Source organism: Stenotrophomonas sp. STEN018 (genome assembly GCF_056760235.1).
This window is the reverse complement of record NZ_JBRREK010000004.1, coordinates 22,081-40,792: the sequence shown is the minus strand read 5'-3', so window position 1 is coordinate 40,792 and position 18,712 is coordinate 22,081. Positions and strand designations below refer to the sequence as shown.

Genomic DNA, 18,712 nt, shown 5'->3' with positions numbered 1-18,712 from the left:
TTACTTTGGGGGCTTTCTCTATGGAAATACCCAGCAACAGCTGGCTAGAATCGGCCAACGCGGGCTGGACGCCCGTTTGAGGGGGCGAGATGCAGATGATGAAGCTGGGGATGGCTTTGGTGCTGTCTGTTTGTTCGGTCAGTAGTTGGGCTGCTGTGGATCTGGGGCAGTTCATCCGCAAAGATGAGTTCAACGAGATCAAGTTGTCGCCAACGGGTAAATATTACGCGGCCACGGTGCCGCTGGAAGACAAAACTGCACTTGTCATTTTTACCCGGGAAGGCAACAAGCAGTCCGGGATGTTTGTCCTGCAGCGCAATATGCACGTGAACAGTTTTGACTGGGTAAACGATGAGCGCGTGCTGATTGGTATCGCCGAGAAGTTCGGCCTGCTGGATCAGCCACGTCTTACTGGCGAGTTGTATGCCATCAATGCTGACGGCGGCCAGGCGGAATTGCTGGTTGGCTACCGAGTGCAGGGCAATGGGCCCGGCACCCGTATTCAGCCAAAAAAGGTCGAAAGCGTGGCTGCTTTTCTCGTCGACGCACTGTCTGCGGATGATCGGAATGTGGTGGTATCGACATGGCCCTTGGGTACGATGGAGCCGTTCACCCGCGCCGAGAAATTGGACGTGAACAGCGGGCGTCGTACCGTGGCCGCGACGGTGCCGGTGCGCAACGCGAGCTTTGTCACCGACAACTCTGGTGAGGTGCGTCTTGCCCTGGGATCGGGCTTGGACAACATCAGCAAGCTCTACTACCGCGATGCTGCAGGCGCTGAATGGCGATTGATCAACGATCAAAAAGCGAATGGCCGCATCGAGGTGCCGTTGGGTTTTTCGGCAGACAACACATTGGCCTATCTGCAGGTGCGCGGTGAAGGCCCCGGGCCGGACAGCATCGTGGCTTGGAATCCTGCTACCAGTGCCCGTACTACGGTGCTACGCGACGAGGCTGCGGACCCTTGGTCCATCATCTATCGCAACGGTACGAGCGTGCCAGTAGGTGCACAGGTGATGGATGGGCGCCATCGCAGTGTGTTCTTCGATGACGATGTGCCAGAAGCACGCTCATACCGCAGCCTGGAAGCCGCATTTCCGGGGCAGTCGGTGCGGATCACCTCCAGTACCAAGGACGGCCAGTTATCGATGGTGAGAGTCTGGTCCGGCAATAATCCGGGCGACTTTTACCTGTACGACTCCGCTGCCAAGAAACTGAGTTTCGTGGTCGCAAGTGGCAGCTGGATCGATCCGGACGCGGCAGCTGTTGTTGAGCCTTTCAGCTTTGCGGCCCGCGATGGACTGAAGATCCACGGCTATCTGACCAAGCCGCGTGGTGTCAGCGGTGCACGCCCGATGGTGCTGATGCCGCATGGTGGGCCGTATGGAATTTTCGACGAATGGCGTTACGACCGTGACGCGCAGATGTTGGCGGCGGCGGGCTATACGGTAATGCAGGTGAACTATCGCGGCTCGGGTAACCATGGCTGGGCATTCCGTCGCGCCGGTGCGCAGCAATGGGGCGGATCGATGCAGGATGACCTCACCGATGCCACCCGCTGGGCTGTCCGCGAAGGCCATGCTGATTCGACAAAAATTTGTATCTACGGTGCCAGCTACGGCGCCTATGCCGCGCTGATGGGCGCAGCCAAGGAGCCTACGCTTTACCGTTGTGCCGGTGGCTACGTGGGCGTTTACGACTTGCCGATGATGCAGCGTGCGGATGCACGTACCGCTCGCAGCCTGGGCAACTGGTCCAAGGACTGGGTGGGCGAAGATCAGGCTGCGCTGGCCGCGTCGTCGCCGAACCGCTTTGCCGATCGGATAAAGGTGCCTGTGTTCCTCGCTGCCGGTGGCGAAGACGAGATTGCGCCAATCGAGCACACCCGGATGATGGAGGCCGCACTGAACAAGGCTGGCGTTCCGGTTGAGTCGCTGTACTTCAGCACGGAAGGGCACGGTTTCTATACTGAGCCGCACCAGCGTGAGTACTACGGTCGATTGCTGGGTTTCTTGTCGCAGCACCTGGGCGGTGAGAAGGCGAAGTAGGCGCACGTGGCGCGTAGTTGGGGGCGTGCAAATCGCCCCCGCTACCTGACCAGCCCGGGTCTTTGCAGACTGGCCTCATTGCGGCGCGGGCGCTGCTCGGTACAACGGCATGCTGGAGTTGCCTGCCTGGGTTTGCCTCGGAAACCACAGCAGATGTCGTGCCGGCACTCGCAGGGCAGTTAGGTCTGTTGATCTGACGTACGAACTGGCCCGGCGAGGGTGGGCTCCTCAGCCAGACGCTCGGCCATGAAGTGGATGAAAGCCGTCAGTTTTGGTGGCAGATGACGCGTTGGCGTGTACAGCACCCAGGCCTGTCCGCCGTAGTTGCTTTGAAATGTCCAATCGCTGAGAACCTGCACGATGCGTCCTTGCTGCAGCGCTTCTTTGGCGGTGAAGTAGGGCAGGCTGCCGATGCCGAGGTTGTTCAGCACGGCATCGAGCCGCGCGCCGGTATGGTTGACCGCATAGCGGCCGTGCACATTGACGTTTACGGTCTTGCCTTGACGTTGCAGCTTCCAGCGCGCATCGTCGGGCGCTTCGCCCAGATAGATGCAGTCGTGATCGCGCAGATCCTGCGGCTGTGAGGGTGTGCCGCGTGTCCGTAGATATGCCGGTGATGCGCACAACAGATGATCGATGCTGATCAAGGGGCGGCCCATCAGGCCGGGTGCGGGCTGGTCGGAAATGCGTATGGCCAGATCGATTTCGTCATCGATCAAATCCAGCTGGCGGTCCTCGAAGCGCAGTAACAGGTCGATCTTGGGATGGCGCGCCAAAAAGTCAGCAACGTGCGGATGGATCAAGGCGCGGCCCACGGCTTTGGGGACACTGACGCGCACCAGCCCCTGTGGTTCGGGGCTGAGCTGGTGGGATATGGACATCACCGATTGGGCCGCATTGGACACGTCGGTGCAGTGCTGGAATACCGCCTGCCCAAGGTCGCTCAGCCGCAGCTTACGTGTGGAGCGCTGCAACAAGCGAATGCCCAGTGCCTTCTCCAGGCGAGCAACCGAACGGCTGGTGGCCGAGGGGGTGGTGCCGAGCTGGCGTGCGGCTTCGGAGAAGCTTCCGGTCTCCACTACCTTTACGAAGATCACCATGTCGGCCATCAGTGCGATGGTTTTATTTGTGCTCATGGCGCAAAGATCATTTGGTTCTTTGGGTGATTCCCCAAGTCTGATCCGGGAAATAGAATTTTTCCAGCCGCTCCTTACCTGACTTGGAACCAAATTTTGATCGCTTACTACCCCGAGTTCATTTCGCTGGCGCTGATCCATCTATTGGCCGTCATCGCGCCCGGGCCCGACTTCGCTGTCACGGTGCGGCAGAGCGTGCGCAAGGGGCGGCGGGCTGGGATATGGGTGGCGATCGGAATCGGCGCTGGCATTTCGGTCCATGTCCTCTACACCTTGCTGGGCGTGGGTGCGTTGTTGCATGCCCAGCCATCCTTGATGGCGGTGGCTAAAATTGCCGGAGCGCTCTACCTGCTCTATCTGGTGTTTTCCTTCCTGCGCAGCGCGAAGCAGGACAATCCAGTTGTAGAGATCGAGGGTGGTGCGGTAGTCGAAGGGGGCGCTTGGCGATCATTTGCACTGGGCTTCATGACCAATGCCACCAACCCAAAAGCAACATTGTTCTTCCTGGCCATTTTCACCACGGTGGTCAGTGCAGCGACGCCGCTGAAGGTTCAGGCGCTTTACGGCCTTTGGATGTGCCTGGTCAATGCGGGCTGGTTCGTGCTGGTCAGCCTGGTCTTCGCCCAACCGAGCGTGCGGCAGAAGTTCCTGCGCATGGGTGGACGCCTGGAGGCGGTGATGGCGCTGGTGTTCTTCGCGTTTGCGCTGCGCCTGCTATGGGAAGTTGGCAGCACTTACCTCAAGGGTGCTGCTGGATGAGATGTGCGGCGGGCAGCGTATTCAAAGGGCTGATACGCGCACCGGCGGTCCATCTTCCCTGAGTAGCTGCACTTTCCAATGGAAGCGCGGGGCGTCATCGGAGGCGAGCTGGAAGCGGGCGTTTCGCAGGAAGGCGGCCAATGCACTCATCAGCTCAACCAGCGCGAACAGCTTGCCACCGCAGGGCCTCGGAAATGAAGTCAGCCAATGGGGTGCACTCGGCCAGCGCCGCCCAGCCGCAGCTTTGATCTACCAGCGCGACCTCGCCGCAAACGGCTGTGCGCACACGTTGCCGTTCGCCCGGGGCAAGTTGGAAGTAGGCGAGAACCGCCAGCACCGCGATCAGTTCCGATAGTCATCGATGATGGCGAGCATCTGTCAACGGCGAGGAACTGATCCTGATTCGACGTAGATCACAAGCTGTGTGGAGTTGGTCAGAATCGCTGGAGTGCGCGGGCTTTGCCAGGAGCGTATTCACCTTTGAGACATCCAATATGTTTGCCGCCGCAGCTGCGTATCCAGGCTGCGGCATCAGTGAATGAGTAACTTCCTGATGGGGACATGGGCCAGCGCTTTATAAGCGGTTCTGTTCGGCGACGCGCCAAGAATGTTGGGTGCTGATTGCGAATCGTCTGCAAAATGCCTGCGCAATCATGGTTGTCGTTGCATCAGCTTCACTGCTTCAGGACTCTACTGTCACTTGCATCAACGGATGCGTCACGTTGGCAATGGAAATGATGCGGTGCATGCGCGTAGCGGGTGCAACGTGGCATTCCGTTCGCTGATCAAGGGAGTGAGCGGTGAAGAAGATTTGTGTTTGTTCGAGCCTTACGCTGACCGCTCGGTTGTGCGGTGTTTCATTCGCGCTGATGGCCGGTTCTGCGCTGGCGGCGGATGCGGCTTCGGCGGAGTCAGCGTGGATGCTGGGTGATTGGCATGGAGCTCGGCCCCGCTTGCAGGCGGCTGGCTACGACTTCACTATCGGATACGTGGGCGAGTTCGCAGGCATCCTTGACGGTGGCTATCGCGATGACCATCTCGGCCGTTTCAGCGGCCAGCTTGCACTGGGGGCGCACCTGGATCTGGACACGCTGTTCAGTTGGAAGGCCGCTGAGTTCCAGCTTTCCGTCACCGAGCGCAGCGGGCGTAGCCTGTCCAGCATTGGTATTGCCGATCCGCGCACCGGCCAACTCAGCTCGGTGCAGGAAATATGGGGGCGGGGACAAAACTGGCGGCTGACCCAGTTGTGGTTCAAGCAGCAGTACTTTGACGGGGCGCTCGATGTGAAGCTGGGGCGCTTTGGTGAGGGAGAGGATTTCAACAGCTTCCCCTGTGACTTCCAGAATCTGGTGGCATGCGGCTCGCAGGTGGGCAACTGGGCTGGTGGCATCTGGTACAACTGGCCGGTGAGCCAATGGGCGGCGCGGGTCAAGCTCAAAGTCACGCCCGAGCTGGCGTTGCAGGTGGGGGCTTACGAGCAGAATCCCCTGTTGCTGGACGCACGACGCGGTTTCACTTTCAGCACGCGGGGGCGCGCTGGGACCTTGCTGCCCGTGGAGTTGGTCTGGACTTCCGACCACGCGGTTGCTGGTTTGCCGGGCGAATATCGGTTGGGTTACTACCGCAGCACGGCGCGGGCCAAGGACGTGTTCCAGGACATTGATGGTTTGCCGCAGGCGATGATAGGTAATGACTTCAGGACACGGGATGGAAAACACGGCGCGTGGTTTACTGCGCAGCAGCAGGTGACGCGCTTGGCCGGTGATGGATCACGTGGGCTGACGCTGTTTGCCAACCTGACCAGCCACGACAAGGCGACCAATGTGGTGGACAGTTTTCAGCAGATGGGTCTGGTGTATCGGGGGCCGTTCAACACACGCCCGGAGGATGCTATTGGCTTCGCTGTTGGGCGAATCCATGTGAATGGAGATGTGACCCGCCGTCAGCGCATGTTGAATGCAGTCAACGGCGTTGATGACTACGCAGATCCGCTGTATCAGCCGCTGCAGAGCACTGAACACAACGCGGAGCTGTACTACGGGGTGCATGTAAGTGATTGGCTGACGGTGCGGCCGAACCTGCAGTACGTCAAGCACCCAGGCGGTGTTGAACAGGTGGACGACGCATTGGTGGCAGGCGTGAAGCTGCAAGTGGCGTTGTAGCGATTCCATTGTGGGAGCGGCGTAAGCCGCGAAGCTGACGGTCAGTCAGATTGCGGAGATCTCTGTCATTCAATCGGCACCGGCTTCGCGGCTCACGCCGCTCCCACAAGATGCGGGATTCACAGCACGTCGTGGATCACCGTTTCAGCGGCGGCGAAGCGTCGCAGCCGCCGGGCTTTTGTAGGAGCGGCGTAAGCCGCGAAGCTAATAGTCGGTCAAACCGCAGAGATCTCTGTCATTCAACCGGTACCGGCTTCGCGGCCTATGCCGCTCCTACAATAAAATGAAGGGCGTCGGGTCAGCGCACGCCGTGCATCATCCGCTTCAGCAGTGGCGAGGCGAGCAGGGCGACTACCGCACAGCCCAGACCGATCCACATCAGCAGCCAGAACAGGTGTTCGTAGCGGCCCGCCGCCTCGGCGATGTTCATCACTTCGCCTTCGGGTACGTCGATGGCGGCCAGCTTGCCGAACAGTGCAGCCAGGGTTTCGGAGAACGCCGTGGCCAGGAACCAGGTGCCCATCATCAGGCTGACCACGCGCGGTGCCGCCAGCTGGGTGACAGCTGACAGGCCAACCGGTGACAGGCACATTTCGCCAATCTCCAGGATCAGATAGGCGAGCACCAGCCACCACACACTGGCCATCTGCCCGGTTGCGCCTACCTGCTGCGCGGCCAGGGCCAAGGGCACGAAGGACAGGGCGCCAAATACCAGGCCGAACGAGGACTTCAACGGCTTGGACGGGTCAAGACGGCGCTTGTCCAGCCACGCCCACAGTGCGGCGAACAAGGGCGCAAGCAGCACCAGGAACAGCGCACCCAGATAGGTCAGGGAGCCGGCGGTCTGCGGCAGCACCAGGCAATCGCGGATCAGCATCACCAGCATTGCGGCGACGATGATGGCGAACAGCAGACGCGGCGCGTTCGAGGATGGATCGCGGTCCGACAGGCGCGCGGCGACCACGAAGCCCAGCGGTGCCAGCAGCAACGAAACGATGGACCACGGCAGCGGGGTGCCGTCGCGGATCACCAGCGATGGCACCAGATCCTTGGTCAGCAGACGGTCGGTGAAGGTGACCCAGGAGCCGTAGGTCTGCTCATACAGCGTGAAGAACACCAGCGCCATGAAGATCAGCACCATCAGCGCGATCATCTGCTGGCGTTGTTCCGGTGTGCATTGCGTGCCGGTGAACCAGGCAAACCACAGCAGTACACCACCCAGCACCACGATCATCAGCATCAGCGCCAGGCTGATTTCACCACCCAGGGCGAAGGCACCGTTGGCTGCGGCCCACATCAGTGCCGCGACAGGAACGATGCCGACGACGGCGACAGCGTAGATCAGCCATTCGCGCGGCACGCCGAGCACGCGCTCGCGCAGCGTCGCAGGCTGCGCCGGTTCGGCGTGACCTTGCAGGTACTTCTGTCCCCACAGGAACATCGCCAGGCCGACCAGCATGCCGATGCCGGCAGCGCCGAAACCGTACTTCCAGCCATAGGCCTCACCGAGGAAGCCACAGACCAGCGAGGCGAACAGGGCGCCGAGGTTGATGCCGGCGTAGAACAGGGAGAAGCCCGAATCGCGGCGTGGATCGTTGTCCGGATAGAGCTTGCCGACAATCGTGGAAATGTTCGGCTTGAGGAAGCCCACGCCCATGATGATCAGTGCCAGCGATAGATAGGTCACCGTCAGCGCGCCCTCATCGCGGACCACTTCGCCAGCCACCCGATGCGCCGCATGCCCCTCGAAGGCCATGCCGGCATGACCGAGCACCAGCAGGATGCCGCCGAACACCACCGCCTTGCGCATGCCCAGCCAGCGGTCGGCCAGCAGCCCGCCAAACACCGGGATGCAGTAGACCAGACCGCCGTAGGCGCCCAGCAGGTCCAGGCCGGCCTTGTCACCGAACAGGTGGTACTTGGTGAGGTAGAGCAGCAGCAACGCCTTCATACCGTAGAAGGAGAAGCGTTCCCACATTTCGGTGAAGAAGCAGACGTACACGCCCTTGGGGTGGCCGAGGAAGTCGTCGCTGCCGGTCGCCGGCAAGGAAGTTGTGGACATGGGCACCCGTCAAAATCGAAGGCCGCGAGTATAGGCGCGGTGTTGTCCAGGCATCGCCCGCAGCGCAACATCAGGCAAAACTCCTGCCGGGCTGTGCCGAATAGGGGCGCTGGCTGTGCCGCATGGGGGGCCGTGGCGCGCTGCGGCTGGACTTGCTGTTAAGCGGGCGTTAGCGTGGCGAAGGTTTTTTGCCATTCAAGGGCTTTCCATGAACAACGCTGCGCCTGCGCAGCTCACATTCCGCGCGGTGGTTCTTGCCATCGTGCTGGCTGTGGTGCTGTCTGCCGCCAATGCTTACCTGGGCCTGTTCGCAGGCTTGACCATTGCTACCGCCATTCCGGCCGCCGTCGTCTCGATGGGCGTGCTGCGTCTGCTTGGTGGCGGCACCATTCTTGAAAACAACATCGTCCAGACCGGCGCCTCGGCCGGTTCGTCGATTGCCGCCGGTGTGATCTTCACGATCCCGGCGCTGGTCATCATGGGCTACTGGCCGGACTTCAAGTACTGGTGGGTGCTGGGTATCGCCGGCCTGGGCGGCCTGCTGGGCGTGCTGTTCTCGGTGCCGCTGCGGCGCTCGATGATCGTCGAAGATCCGCTTCCCTTCCCGGAAGGCAAGGCTGCGGCCGAAGTGCTCAAGGCCGGTGAGAACCCGGGCCCGGGCATGAAGATCCTCGGTATCTCGGCTGCCATCGGCGGTCTGGTCAAGCTGGCAGCGGCCTCGGGCCTGCGCATCTTCCCGGATGCCTGGGCGCAGTCGGCCTATATCGGCAGCTCCAAGATCACCGCCTTCATCGGTACCAACCTGTCGCCAGCGCTGCTGGGCGTGGGTTACATCGTCGGCTTGAACGTCGGCATCGTGGTGGTGTCCGGCTCGATCCTGTCCTGGCATATCGCCATCCCCCTGTACCAGGCGTTCTTCCTGGGTGGTAACCCGGACCTGGCGGCCTCGCTGGCCAATGCCGGCTCGGCCGAATCGGCCTTTGCCATCTGGGGTTCGCAGATCCGTTACCTGGGCGTCGGCGCGATGCTGATTGGCGGCGTTTGGACCCTGTTCTCGCTGCGCAAGTCGCTGTTCAACGGCGTCAAGAGTGGTTTTGCTGCTGCCCGCAAGAGCAGTGGCCCGGCCCTGGCCGAGACCGAACGCGATCTGCCGATGAAGTGGATGCTGATCGCCCTGATCGCCTTCACCCTGCCGCTGCTGGGCCTGTACCAGGCCATCGTCGGCCAGTGGCATGTGTCGATCCCGATGACCATCATCATGATTGTCGCCGGCTTCCTGTTCGTGTCGGTGTCGGCCTATCTGGCTGGCCTGATTGGTTCGTCCAACAACCCGGTTTCGGGTATCACCATCTCCACCATCCTGTTCGCCTCGGTGGTGCTGGTGCTGCTACTGGGCAAGGACGGCCTGATTCCGGTCGGCGTCGGTGGTGCTCCGCTGGGCGCGGTGGCCGCGATCATGATCGGTGCGGTGGTCTGTTGTGCGGCCGCCGTTGGCGGTGACAACCTGCAGGACCTCAAGGCCGGTTATCTGGTCGGTGCTACGCCGTGGAAGCAGCAGCTGATGCTGGGCATTGGCGCATTCTCCTGCGCCCTGATCATGGCGCCGGTGCTGAACCTGCTGGCCCACGCCTACGGCATCGGTGCGCCGACTGCCGAGCACCCGAACTCGCTGGCTGCACCGCAGGCCAACCTGATGGCTTCGGTTGCACGCGGTCTGTTTGGTGGTGAACTGCCGTGGACGATGATCGCGCTGGGCGCGGGCGTTGGTGCGGTGATCATTGCCATCGACGAGTGGCTGAAGAAGACCGGCAAGCGCTTCCGTGTGCCGGTGCTGGCCGCTGCCATCGGTATCTACCTGCCGCTGGAGCTGATGGTGCCGATCTTCCTGGGCGGCCTGCTGGCTCATCTGGTCGAGCGTTTCCACAAGTTGCGTGCCGACGACGAAGAAGGCCGCGACCGTGTGCACCGCCCTGGCGTGCTGTTTGCTGCTGGTTTGATCACCGGTGAGGCGCTGATGGGTATCGCCATTGCGGTGCCGATCGTGGTCAGCGGGCAGGGCGACGTGCTCGCACTGCCGCTGGGTGGCTTTGCCGATACCTGGGCGAGCATGTCGGCCTGGGTTGGCCTGTTCGTGCTGTTCCTGGTTGGCCTGCTGATGTACCGCATCGGCAAGAAGGGCGAGCCGGCGGCGAAGGCTTAAGGGCTGACACTCGACGGGCCGCGAGGCATTCCCTTCTCCCGCTTGCGGGGGAAGGTGCCCCGCAGGGGCGGATGGGGGGAGCTTTTGATCTTTATTTGGCTGGCGGGCTTGAAGCTCTAGAGCCAAAGCACCCCTCCCCAACCCTCCCCTTGGCCTGTGGCCAAAGGGAGGGGGCTCAAGCCAAAGCCGCCCAAGGGCGGCTTTGCTGTTTCCGGCGGTTGCCCGGCCATGACTTCAAGCCTTTGCAGTGGGGCGGGCTGGCCGCCTACCATCGGGGTTTGCCTTTGCCTGGGAGTTGCCCATGAAGCTTCGTCACGCCCTGTTGCCGCTGTGCCTGCTGGCCGCCTTGCCATCATTGGCCAGTGCGCGCGGTTTTGAAGTCCGCGACATGGTCAAGCTGGACCGTGCGTCCGCACCGTTGCTCAGTGCCAATGGCGCACAGGTGGTGTTCGCCAAGCGCATCGTCGATGCCGACCTCAAGGCCAGCAGCAGCCTGTGGATCCGCGACCTGCGTACCCGCGACATGGCACCGCCGAAGCAGCTGACCCCGGCTGGCTGGAACGTCAATTCGGCCTCGATCGAGGGCCAGAACGTGTACTTCCTCAGCGCCAAGAACGGCAGCCAGCAGCTGTACGTGATGCCGTTGGCTGGCGGCGAGCCGCGACAGCTCACCGATTTCGCGCTGGACGTGGACAGCTACCGCGTCTCGCCACAGGGCGACCGCGTGCTGTTCAGCGCCGGCGTGTTCCAGGACTGCGGTTCGGACCTGGCCTGCACCAGCAAGCGTCTGGACAAGGACAAGGCTGACAAGAGCAGCGGCCAGGTCTACGACAGCATGTTCGTTCGTCATTGGGATACCTGGGCTGACGGCCGTCGCAACACGCTGTTCGTCGCGTCGCTGCCGGCAGCTGGTGCTGCTGCGGTGAAGGGCGCTTCGGCGATCAGCGCAACGCTGGCTGGCGACGCGCCATCCAAGCCTTTTGGTGGCAATGAAGACTTCGTCTGGTCGCCGGATGGCAAGACCGTCGTGGCCAGCATCCGCGTGCAGGGCAGCCAGGAGCCGTGGTCGACCAACTTCGACCTGTACCGCCTCGACGCAGCCGGTAAGAAGGCACCGGTCAACCTGACCGCTGCCAACCCGGCATGGGACGCCGGCCCGGTGTTCAGCGCCGACGGCAAGACCCTGTTCTACCGCGCGATGAAGCGCCCGGGCTTCGAAGCTGACCGCTTCGGCCTGATGGCGATGGACGTGGCCAGCGGCAAGGTCAAGGAAATCGCCGCACAGTGGGACCGTTCGGCTGATGGCATCACCTTGTCGGCGGACGGCCAGACCATCTACACGACCGCACAGGACATGGGCGAGCACCCGTTGTTCGCGGTCAACATCGCCAATGGCGAGCCGAGCAAGCTGGTGGGCGAGGGCAGCATCTCCTCCTTCGACATCGCTGGCGATGCGCTGGCCTTCACCCGCAACTCGCTGAAGAGTGGCGACCAGGTGTTCACCAGCAGCACCGCTGCCGGCGCACCGCAGCGCGCCATTACCCAGAGCGCCGGCGAAATGCTGGACGGGGTGAACTTCGGTGACTTCGAGCAGTTCTCGTTCAAGGGCTGGAACGACGAGACCGTGCACGGTTACGTGGTCAAGCCGCACAACTACCAGGAAGGCAAGAAGTACCCGGTGGCGTTCCTGATCCACGGCGGCCCGCAGGGCAGCTTCGGCAATGGCTGGAGCTATCGCTGGAACCCGCAGACCTATGCCGGTCAGGGCTACGCAGTGGTGATGATCGATTTCCATGGCTCCACCGGCTACGGCCAGGCCTTCACCGACGCGATCAGCCAGCATTGGGGTGATCGCCCGCTGGAAGACCTGCAGAAGGGTTGGGCCGCGGCGCAGCAGAAGTACAGCTTCCTCAACGGCGACAAGGCCTGCGCGCTGGGCGCCAGCTACGGCGGCTTCATGGTCAACTGGATCGCCGGCAACTGGAATGAGCCGTGGAAGTGCCTGGTGAACCACGACGGTGTGTTCGACCAGCGCGCCATGGGCTATGCCACCGAAGAACTGTGGTTCACCGAGTGGGAGCAGGGCGGTACTCCGTACGACGTGCCGCAGAACTACGAGAAGTTCAATCCGGTCAACCACGTCGCCAACTGGAAGAAGCCGATGCTGGTGGTGCAGGGCCAGCTGGATTACCGCATCCCGGTGGAGCAGGGCCTGGCCACGTTCACCGCGCTGCAGCGTCAGGGCATCGAGTCCAAGTTCCTGTACTTCCCGGACGAAAACCACTGGGTGTTGAAGCCGCATAACAGCGTGCAGTGGCACGACACGGTCAATGGCTGGTTGAAGCAGCACATCGGCGAGTAACGGGTCATTGAAAAGGCGCGCCGTTGGTGCGCCTTTTCTTTTGAGTTGGTACTGCGGTTGCAGCGAGTCGCTACGTTACATTTTGATATCTGTTGTCATGGAGGATGGGGAACGATGGGAAGCTTCAGCATTTGGCATTTATTGGTTCTACTGATCGGCTTTGTATTTTTCGCAGGCGGTATCGGCTTGGTTGTCTGGCTGTGCATACGCGTAGCGCGCAAGCCGGGCCCAGGCGCCGTTACAGCGAGCTCGCAGCAGCGTCTGCAGCAGCTGGATGAGCTTCGCGGCAAGGGCCTGCTCAGTGAGGCCGAATATCAGCAGCAACGTGCTGTCATCGTGGGCAGCATCTAGTTCGGGCGTAGTTGTTGACCAGTCGGGGGCAATCCCCGGCAGGGGTTGGAGAGCGTTGTTGTTCTGCCGGGCCGGCATGGCCGGGAGGGGCGAAGGAGTCGCCGTTGTTGCTTCGTCCTGCGCTATCCCCGTCTTCCGTTCTTGACGATGTGTGGCTGTAGGTTTCTTCAAGGGCGGGGGTTTGCCCACACCAGGTAATCAAGGGGATAGACGATGATGGCAGCCGCAACAGGCGCACTCATCAGTAATGACATCATCGTGTTCGGCCTGATCGCCGCCACGCTGGGCGTTATTTTCTGGACATCGGGCAGCAGCAATCCGCTGCTGAAAAAGTTCTACAGCTTCGTGCCCGCGTTGCTGCTGTGTTACTTCATTCCCGGTGTGTACAACACCTTCGGTCTGATCGATGGCGAGACCACCAAGCTCTACAACCCGATCGCGCGCGATGTGTTCCTGCCTGCGGCGCTGGTGTTGTTGACGCTGTCCATCGACCTGAAAGGCATCCTGGGCTTGGGTTGGAAGATGCTGGCGATGTATGTGGCTGCAGTGCTGAGCATCATGTTGGGCGCGGTGGTCGCATTCCAGATAATGGCCTGGCTGCATCCGGAAACCGTGGCCGGCGCAACCTGGGGCGGCATGGCGGCGCTGGCTGGCAGCTGGATCGGCGGCGGTGCCAACATGCTGGCGATGAAGGAAATCTTCGAAGTCGACGCCACCACTTTCGGCCAGTTCGCGGTGGTGGATGTTGGCGTCGGCTATGTCTGGATGGCGGTGCTGATTTTCTTCGCCTCACGTGCACCGGCGATGGACAAGCGCAGTGGTGCCGATACGCGCGCGCTGGATGATCTGCGTGATCGTGTGGCCAGTTACCAGGCACAGCACGCGCGCATTCCCGCGCTGGGTGACTTGATGGTGATGGCTGGCGTGGCATTCGGTGCAGTTGCATTGGCACACGGTCTGGCCGCTCCGTTGGCGGATTGGTTTGCCGCAAACGTCAGTTGGTCCAGCTCGGTGAGCATGGACAAACCGTTCGTGTGGGTGGTGATGCTGGCGACCTTCATCGGTCTGGGCCTGAGTTTCACCCGCGTGCGCGAGTTGGAAGGCGTGGGCGCGTCGAAGTGGGGCTCGATGTTCCTGTACTTCCTGATTGCCTGCATCGGCATGCAGATGGATCTGCTGGCATTGCTGGAGAAGCCTTGGCTGTTCGCATTGGGCGTATTGTGGATCGGCGTGCACATCGTGCTGTTGTGGCTGGTCGGCAGGCTGCTGAAGGTGCCGTTCTTCTATTTCGCCATTGCATCGCAGAGCAATATCGGTGGCCCGGCCTCTGCGCCGGTGTTGGCGACTGCGTTCCATCCGGCCTTGGCGCCGGTAGGTGTGTTGCTGGGTACGCTGGGTTACGCCGTGGGTACCGGTGCGGCCTATGTGGTGGGGATTACCTTGCGGGCGATGGCTGGAGCTGGGTGAGAAGCGGCACGCGTTGCGTGCTTATCCTCTCCCCAACCCCTCTCCCGCAAGGGGAGAGGGGCTAAAGTTGCGGTTGCACGGTTAACTCGCGCTCGCCGGATTCGAGCCCCTCTCCCCTTGCGGGAGAGGGGTTGGGGAGAGGGGAGGCGCGTAGCGCTGCTTTCACTAAACAAGACCCCCATCCACCACCATGCTAGGCTCCACCCTCAACGCCACGTCACCAACGTGGCGTTTTTATTTCCCTTCGATCGACAGGAACAGGCCTTATGCCGACCGAACGCACTACTGCTCTCATCACCAATGACATCGTCGGCCTCGGCCTGATCGCTGCCACATTGGCCCTGATCTTCTGGTTGGCCAGCGGCCCAACCCCGTTCTGGAAGAAGGTCTTCACCTGGGTGCCGGCGCTGCTGCTGTGCTATTTCATACCCGCCATCTACAACACTACTGGCCTGATTGACGGCCACAGCACCAAGCTCTACAACCCGATTGCACGTGACGTATTGCTGCCGGCCGCGCTGGTCTTGCTTACGCTTTCCATTGATTTGAAAGGTATCGCCCGGCTCGGTCCCAAGCTGCTGGTGATGTTCGTGACCGGCACAGTCGGCATCGTGCTTGGCGCGGCGGTGTCGTTCCAGGTGATGAAATTCATTCACCCAGAAACCGTAGCCGGCGATACCTGGGCCGGCATGGCTGCATTGGCGGGCAGTTGGATCGGCGGCGGCGCCAACATGGCCGCCATGCGCGAAACCTTCAACGTGGATGCCACCACCTTCGGCCAGATCGCAGTGGTCGATGTGGCCTGCGCCAGCCTGTGGATGGCGGTGCTGTTGTGGCTGGCTGGCCGCTCGCAGGCGATTGATGCCAAGAGTGGTGCAGACACCTCGGCCATCGACGACATGAAGCGTCGCATTGCCGAGTACGAAGCCAAGAGTGCGCGTAACCCCAGTCTGACCGACCTGATGGTGATCGTTGGTGTTGGTCTGGGTGTTGTTGGTCTTGCACACGCATTGGCTGTCCCGTTGGCCAACTGGTTTGGTGAGAACGTCAGCTGGGCCAGCAAGGCCTCGTTGAACTCGTCGTTTGTGTGGGTAGTGATGATCTCCACCATTTCAGGCCTGTTGCTGAGCTTTACCCGTGCGCGGAATCTGGAAGCGGCGGGTGCATCCAAGATCGGCACCCTGTTCCTGTATTTCCTGATTGCCTGCATCGGCATGCAGATGGATCTGCTGTCGCTGGCTGATCGTCCGTGGCTGTTCCTGCTCGGTGTGATCTGGATGGGCGTGCATATCGGCCTGCTGTACGTGGTTGGACGGATGTTGCGTACGCCGCTGTTCTTCTTTGCGATTGGTTCGCAGGGCAATATCGGCGCAGCGGCATCGGCACCGGTGGTGGCTGCGGCTTTCCATCCGACCTTGGCGCCAGTGGGTGTGCTGTTGGGTACGGTGGGCTATGCCACCGGCACAGTGATCGCGTACATGACCGGCTTGATGTTGAAGTGGATGGCGGGCGCCTGAGGCTTCGGCTTGGGTTGTGGGAGCGGCGTGAGCCGCGAAGCTAGTGCAGGTGCAGATCATGTTGTCACTGCAATTGCATGATCTGTCGGTTACGCGGCTTACGCCGCTCCTACAAACTGGGTTTTCGGTAAGGCCTCTGCCGAGCATGGCTCGGCACTACAGGTACAAAAAAGGCGGCGCCAGTGGCGCCGCCTTTTTTGTTTTGCTTGTCCGCGGCCTCAGCAGCAGCGGAAGCCGCTCCTGCCGCCGAAGCGGGCTTCCTGACGTTCGCGGAAGAAGGTTTTGTAATCCATGACATCACGGTCTGGATGCTTCTCGCGCATGTGCCGGACATAGTTGTCGTAGTCCGGCACGCCGCAGCAAAGCCGCGCGGTCTGTACCAGGCGCCGCCAGGTGCGGCGGAACGACTGGTACTGGCCGACGGGGACCAGCTCGGTGCCCATTACAGATCAACCTCGTGCGGCTTCAATGCCACGTAAGGCGTTTCCTTGTCGGTGCGCACTGTCGAGCGGCGTGCAGCGGCGATGGTCTTGATCGAGTACACCAGCACGGCGAACACCACGAACAGGAACAGCGCGGTCAGGCCGGTGTTGATGTAGTTGTTCACCATCACCTGGTGCATCTGGTCGAAGTTCTTCGACGGTGCCAGCAGCTCGCCGGCGGCAATGGCGTCACGGTACTTGTGCGCCTGGGCCAGGAAGCCCACTGCCGGTACGTCGGAGAAGATCTTGATGAAGCCGGCTGCGGTGGTGCAGATCAGCAGCCAGATCGCCGGGACCAACGGCACCCAGGCGTACTTGTCCTTCTTCATCTTGAACAGCACCACGGTGCACAGCAGCAGTGCCACGCCGGCCAGCATCTGGTTGGCGATGCCGAACAGCGGCCACAACATGTTGATGCCGCCCAGCGGATCGGTCACGCCCTGGTACAGGAAGTAACCCCACAGTGCGACGCAGCCGCCGGTGGCGATGAAGCTGGCCACCCACGAGTCGGTGCGGCGCAGGGCCGGCACGAAGTTGCCGAGCAGGTCCTGCAGCATGAAGCGGCCCGAACGGGTGCCGGCATCGACGGCGGTCAGGATGAATAGGGCTTCGAACAGGATGGCGAAGTGGTACCAGAACGCCATCATGCCGTCGCCCGGCAGCACTGCATGCAGGATCTGCGCGATACCCACCGCCAAGGTCGGTGCGCCACCGGCACGCGAGAGGATGGTGCTCTCACCGATCTCTGCCGCGGTTGCGGTGAGCTGGTCCGGGGTGATCGCAAAGCCCCAGTTGGTGACTACCTGGGCAGCGTGCACCACGTCGGTGCCGATGATCGCGGCCGGGCTGTTCATGGCGAAGTAGATGCCCGGCTCGATGATCGAGGCGGCGACCATGGCCATGATTGCCACGAATGACTCCATCAGCATGCCGCCGTAACCGATGTAGGCAATGTGGCCTTCATTGGCCAGCAACTTGGGCGTGGTGCCCGAGCTGATCAGCGCATGGAAGCCCGACACCGCGCCACAGGCAATGGTGATGAACAGGAACGGGAACATGCTGCCCTTCCACACCGGGCCAGTGCCGTCGGTGAACTGGGTCAGCGCCGGCATCTTCAGTTCCGGCATCACGATCAGGATGCCGATCGCCAAGCCGACAATCGTGCCGATCTTGAGGAAGGTGGACAGGTAGTCGCGCGGTGCCAGCAACAGCCACACTGGCAATACTGCTGCGACGAAGCCGTAGCCGATCAGCATCCAGGTGATCTGGATGCCGGTGAAGGTGAACATCGGGCCCAGCACCGGATCAGCGGCAACCTTGCCGCCGTACCAGATCGCTGCGATCAGCAGGAACAGGCCTGCGATCGAGATCTCACCGATCTTGCCGGGACGGATGTAGCGCATGTACACGCCCATGAACATGGCGATAGGCATTGTGGCTATCACTGTGAACATGCCCCAGGGGCTACCCTCCAGTGCTTTCACCACGATCATCGCCAGCACCGCGAGGATGATGATCATGATCATGAAGACGCCGAACAGCGCGATGGTGCCGGGCACCTGGCCCATTTCCTCGCGCACCAGATCGCCCAGCGAGCGACCATTGCGGCGGCTGGAGATGAACAGGATCATGAAATCCTGCACCGCACCGGCCAGCACCACGCCGGCAATCAGCCATAGCGTGCCGGGCAGGTAGCCCATCTGTGCGGCAAGCACCGGGCCGACCAGCGGGCCGGCGCCGGCAATGGCGGCGAAGTGGTGGCCGAACAACACGTGCTTGTTGGTGGGCACGTAGTCCAGGCCATCGTTGTTGATGATCGCTGGCGTGGCGCGGGTGGGATCAACTCCCAGCACCTTGTTGGCGATGAACAGGCCGTAGTAGCGGAACGCGACCAGGTACAGCGATACCGCTGCCACCACGATCCAGAGGGCATTGATGTGTTCGCCGCGGCGTAGTGCCACGACGCCTAGACAGAACGCGCCTATCAGGGACAGCAGCGCCCATCCGGCTTTTGAAAAACCTTTCATCGAGTCGCCTCGCAGGGGAATGTCTGCAAGGGTCTACCCAAGCAGGTCGGGGGTCAATGTGCATGGCAGCTGAAGCGGATGCGACTTTGGTCTTAGGTCCATGTCTTATCGAACATGACTGCGGGAGCTTGCTGTGCTT

The 18,712-nt window shown here is 61.7% G+C and carries 12 protein-coding genes; 8 read left to right on the top strand and 4 right to left on the bottom strand.

The window, feature by feature from the left end:
• The first annotated feature begins 95 nt into the window (after positions 1–95).
• Positions 96–2,048 (top strand): alpha/beta hydrolase family protein, encoded by a 1,953-nt coding sequence (locus tag ACVOMB_RS02730; RefSeq protein WP_481529829.1) that lies wholly within the window; start codon positions 96–98, stop codon positions 2,046–2,048.
• A 179-nt stretch (positions 2,049–2,227) separates the two neighbouring features.
• On the opposite strand, the gene ACVOMB_RS02725 is transcribed toward ACVOMB_RS02730, so the two are convergent.
• On the bottom strand, positions 2,228–3,184 hold the full coding sequence (locus tag ACVOMB_RS02725) for a LysR family transcriptional regulator (RefSeq protein ID WP_481529757.1): 957 nt from the start codon (positions 3,182–3,184) through the stop codon (positions 2,228–2,230).
• Positions 3,185–3,280: 96 nt separating this feature from the next.
• Between ACVOMB_RS02725 and ACVOMB_RS02720 the strand changes: the two genes are divergently transcribed.
• Positions 3,281–3,943 (top strand): LysE family translocator, encoded by a 663-nt coding sequence (locus tag ACVOMB_RS02720; protein WP_481529756.1) that lies wholly within the window; start codon positions 3,281–3,283, stop codon positions 3,941–3,943.
• An 800-nt stretch (positions 3,944–4,743) separates the two neighbouring features.
• The gene (locus ACVOMB_RS02715; RefSeq protein ID WP_481529755.1) at positions 4,744–6,105 is read left to right on the top strand and encodes a carbohydrate porin; all 1,362 of its coding nucleotides are present in this window, start codon (positions 4,744–4,746) and stop codon (positions 6,103–6,105) included.
• Positions 6,106–6,403: 298 nt separating this feature from the next.
• On the opposite strand, the gene ACVOMB_RS02710 is transcribed toward ACVOMB_RS02715, so the two are convergent.
• Positions 6,404–8,167, bottom strand: coding sequence for a peptide MFS transporter (locus ACVOMB_RS02710; protein ID WP_481529754.1), 1,764 nt, complete (start codon positions 8,165–8,167; stop codon positions 6,404–6,406).
• Positions 8,168–8,375: 208 nt separating this feature from the next.
• Here ACVOMB_RS02710 and ACVOMB_RS02705 point away from each other — a divergent pair, with 208 nt between their 5' ends.
• From ACVOMB_RS02705 to ACVOMB_RS02685, 5 genes are all read left to right on the top strand, one after another.
• On the top strand, positions 8,376–10,367 hold the full coding sequence (locus ACVOMB_RS02705) for an OPT family oligopeptide transporter (RefSeq protein WP_481529753.1): 1,992 nt from the start codon (positions 8,376–8,378) through the stop codon (positions 10,365–10,367).
• A 301-nt stretch (positions 10,368–10,668) separates the two neighbouring features.
• Positions 10,669–12,729 carry a S9 family peptidase gene (locus ACVOMB_RS02700; protein WP_481529752.1) on the top strand — a complete coding sequence of 687 codons (2,061 nt, stop codon included), beginning with the start codon at positions 10,669–10,671 and terminating at the stop codon, positions 12,727–12,729.
• Positions 12,730–12,843: 114 nt separating this feature from the next.
• Positions 12,844–13,080, top strand: coding sequence for an SHOCT domain-containing protein (locus tag ACVOMB_RS02695; RefSeq protein ID WP_481529751.1), 237 nt, complete (start codon positions 12,844–12,846; stop codon positions 13,078–13,080).
• Between the two features lie 216 nt (positions 13,081–13,296).
• The gene (locus ACVOMB_RS02690; RefSeq protein WP_481529750.1) at positions 13,297–14,547 is read left to right on the top strand and encodes a DUF819 family protein; all 1,251 of its coding nucleotides are present in this window, start codon (positions 13,297–13,299) and stop codon (positions 14,545–14,547) included.
• Positions 14,548–14,813: 266 nt separating this feature from the next.
• Positions 14,814–16,064 carry a DUF819 family protein gene (locus tag ACVOMB_RS02685; protein WP_481529749.1) on the top strand — a complete coding sequence of 417 codons (1,251 nt, stop codon included), beginning with the start codon at positions 14,814–14,816 and terminating at the stop codon, positions 16,062–16,064.
• 218 nt (positions 16,065–16,282) lie between these two features.
• Here ACVOMB_RS02685 and ACVOMB_RS02680 read toward each other — a convergent pair whose 3' ends face one another.
• A complete protein-coding gene (locus ACVOMB_RS02680) occupies positions 16,283–16,507 on the bottom strand; it encodes a YbdD/YjiX family protein (RefSeq protein ID WP_481529748.1) in 225 nt (74 codons plus the stop codon).
• Entirely contained in the window at positions 16,507–18,573 is a 2,067-nt protein-coding gene (locus tag ACVOMB_RS02675; protein WP_481529747.1) for a carbon starvation CstA family protein, read from the bottom strand. The genes ACVOMB_RS02680 and ACVOMB_RS02675 overlap by 1 nt, the downstream gene beginning before the upstream one ends.
• Positions 18,574–18,712: the final 139 nt, after the last annotated feature.

Bases quoted from the DNA above. Each gene is read 5' to 3' on its own strand.
- ACVOMB_RS02730 (WP_481529829.1), top strand. From the start codon at position 96: ATGATGAAGCTGGGGATGGCTTTGGTGCTGTCTGTTTGTTCGGTCAGT.
- ACVOMB_RS02725 (WP_481529757.1), bottom strand. From the start codon at position 3,184: ATGAGCACAAATAAAACCATCGCACTGATGGCCGACATGGTGATCTTC.
- ACVOMB_RS02710 (WP_481529754.1), bottom strand. From the start codon at position 8,167: ATGTCCACAACTTCCTTGCCGGCGACCGGCAGCGACGACTTCCTCGGC.
- ACVOMB_RS02705 (WP_481529753.1), top strand. From the start codon at position 8,376: ATGAACAACGCTGCGCCTGCGCAGCTCACATTCCGCGCGGTGGTTCTT.
- ACVOMB_RS02700 (WP_481529752.1), top strand. From the start codon at position 10,669: ATGAAGCTTCGTCACGCCCTGTTGCCGCTGTGCCTGCTGGCCGCCTTG.
- ACVOMB_RS02695 (WP_481529751.1), top strand. From the start codon at position 12,844: ATGGGAAGCTTCAGCATTTGGCATTTATTGGTTCTACTGATCGGCTTT.
- ACVOMB_RS02690 (WP_481529750.1), top strand. From the start codon at position 13,297: ATGGCAGCCGCAACAGGCGCACTCATCAGTAATGACATCATCGTGTTC.
- ACVOMB_RS02685 (WP_481529749.1), top strand. From the start codon at position 14,814: ATGCCGACCGAACGCACTACTGCTCTCATCACCAATGACATCGTCGGC.
- ACVOMB_RS02680 (WP_481529748.1), bottom strand. From the start codon at position 16,507: ATGGGCACCGAGCTGGTCCCCGTCGGCCAGTACCAGTCGTTCCGCCGC.
- ACVOMB_RS02675 (WP_481529747.1), bottom strand. From the start codon at position 18,573: ATGAAAGGTTTTTCAAAAGCCGGATGGGCGCTGCTGTCCCTGATAGGC.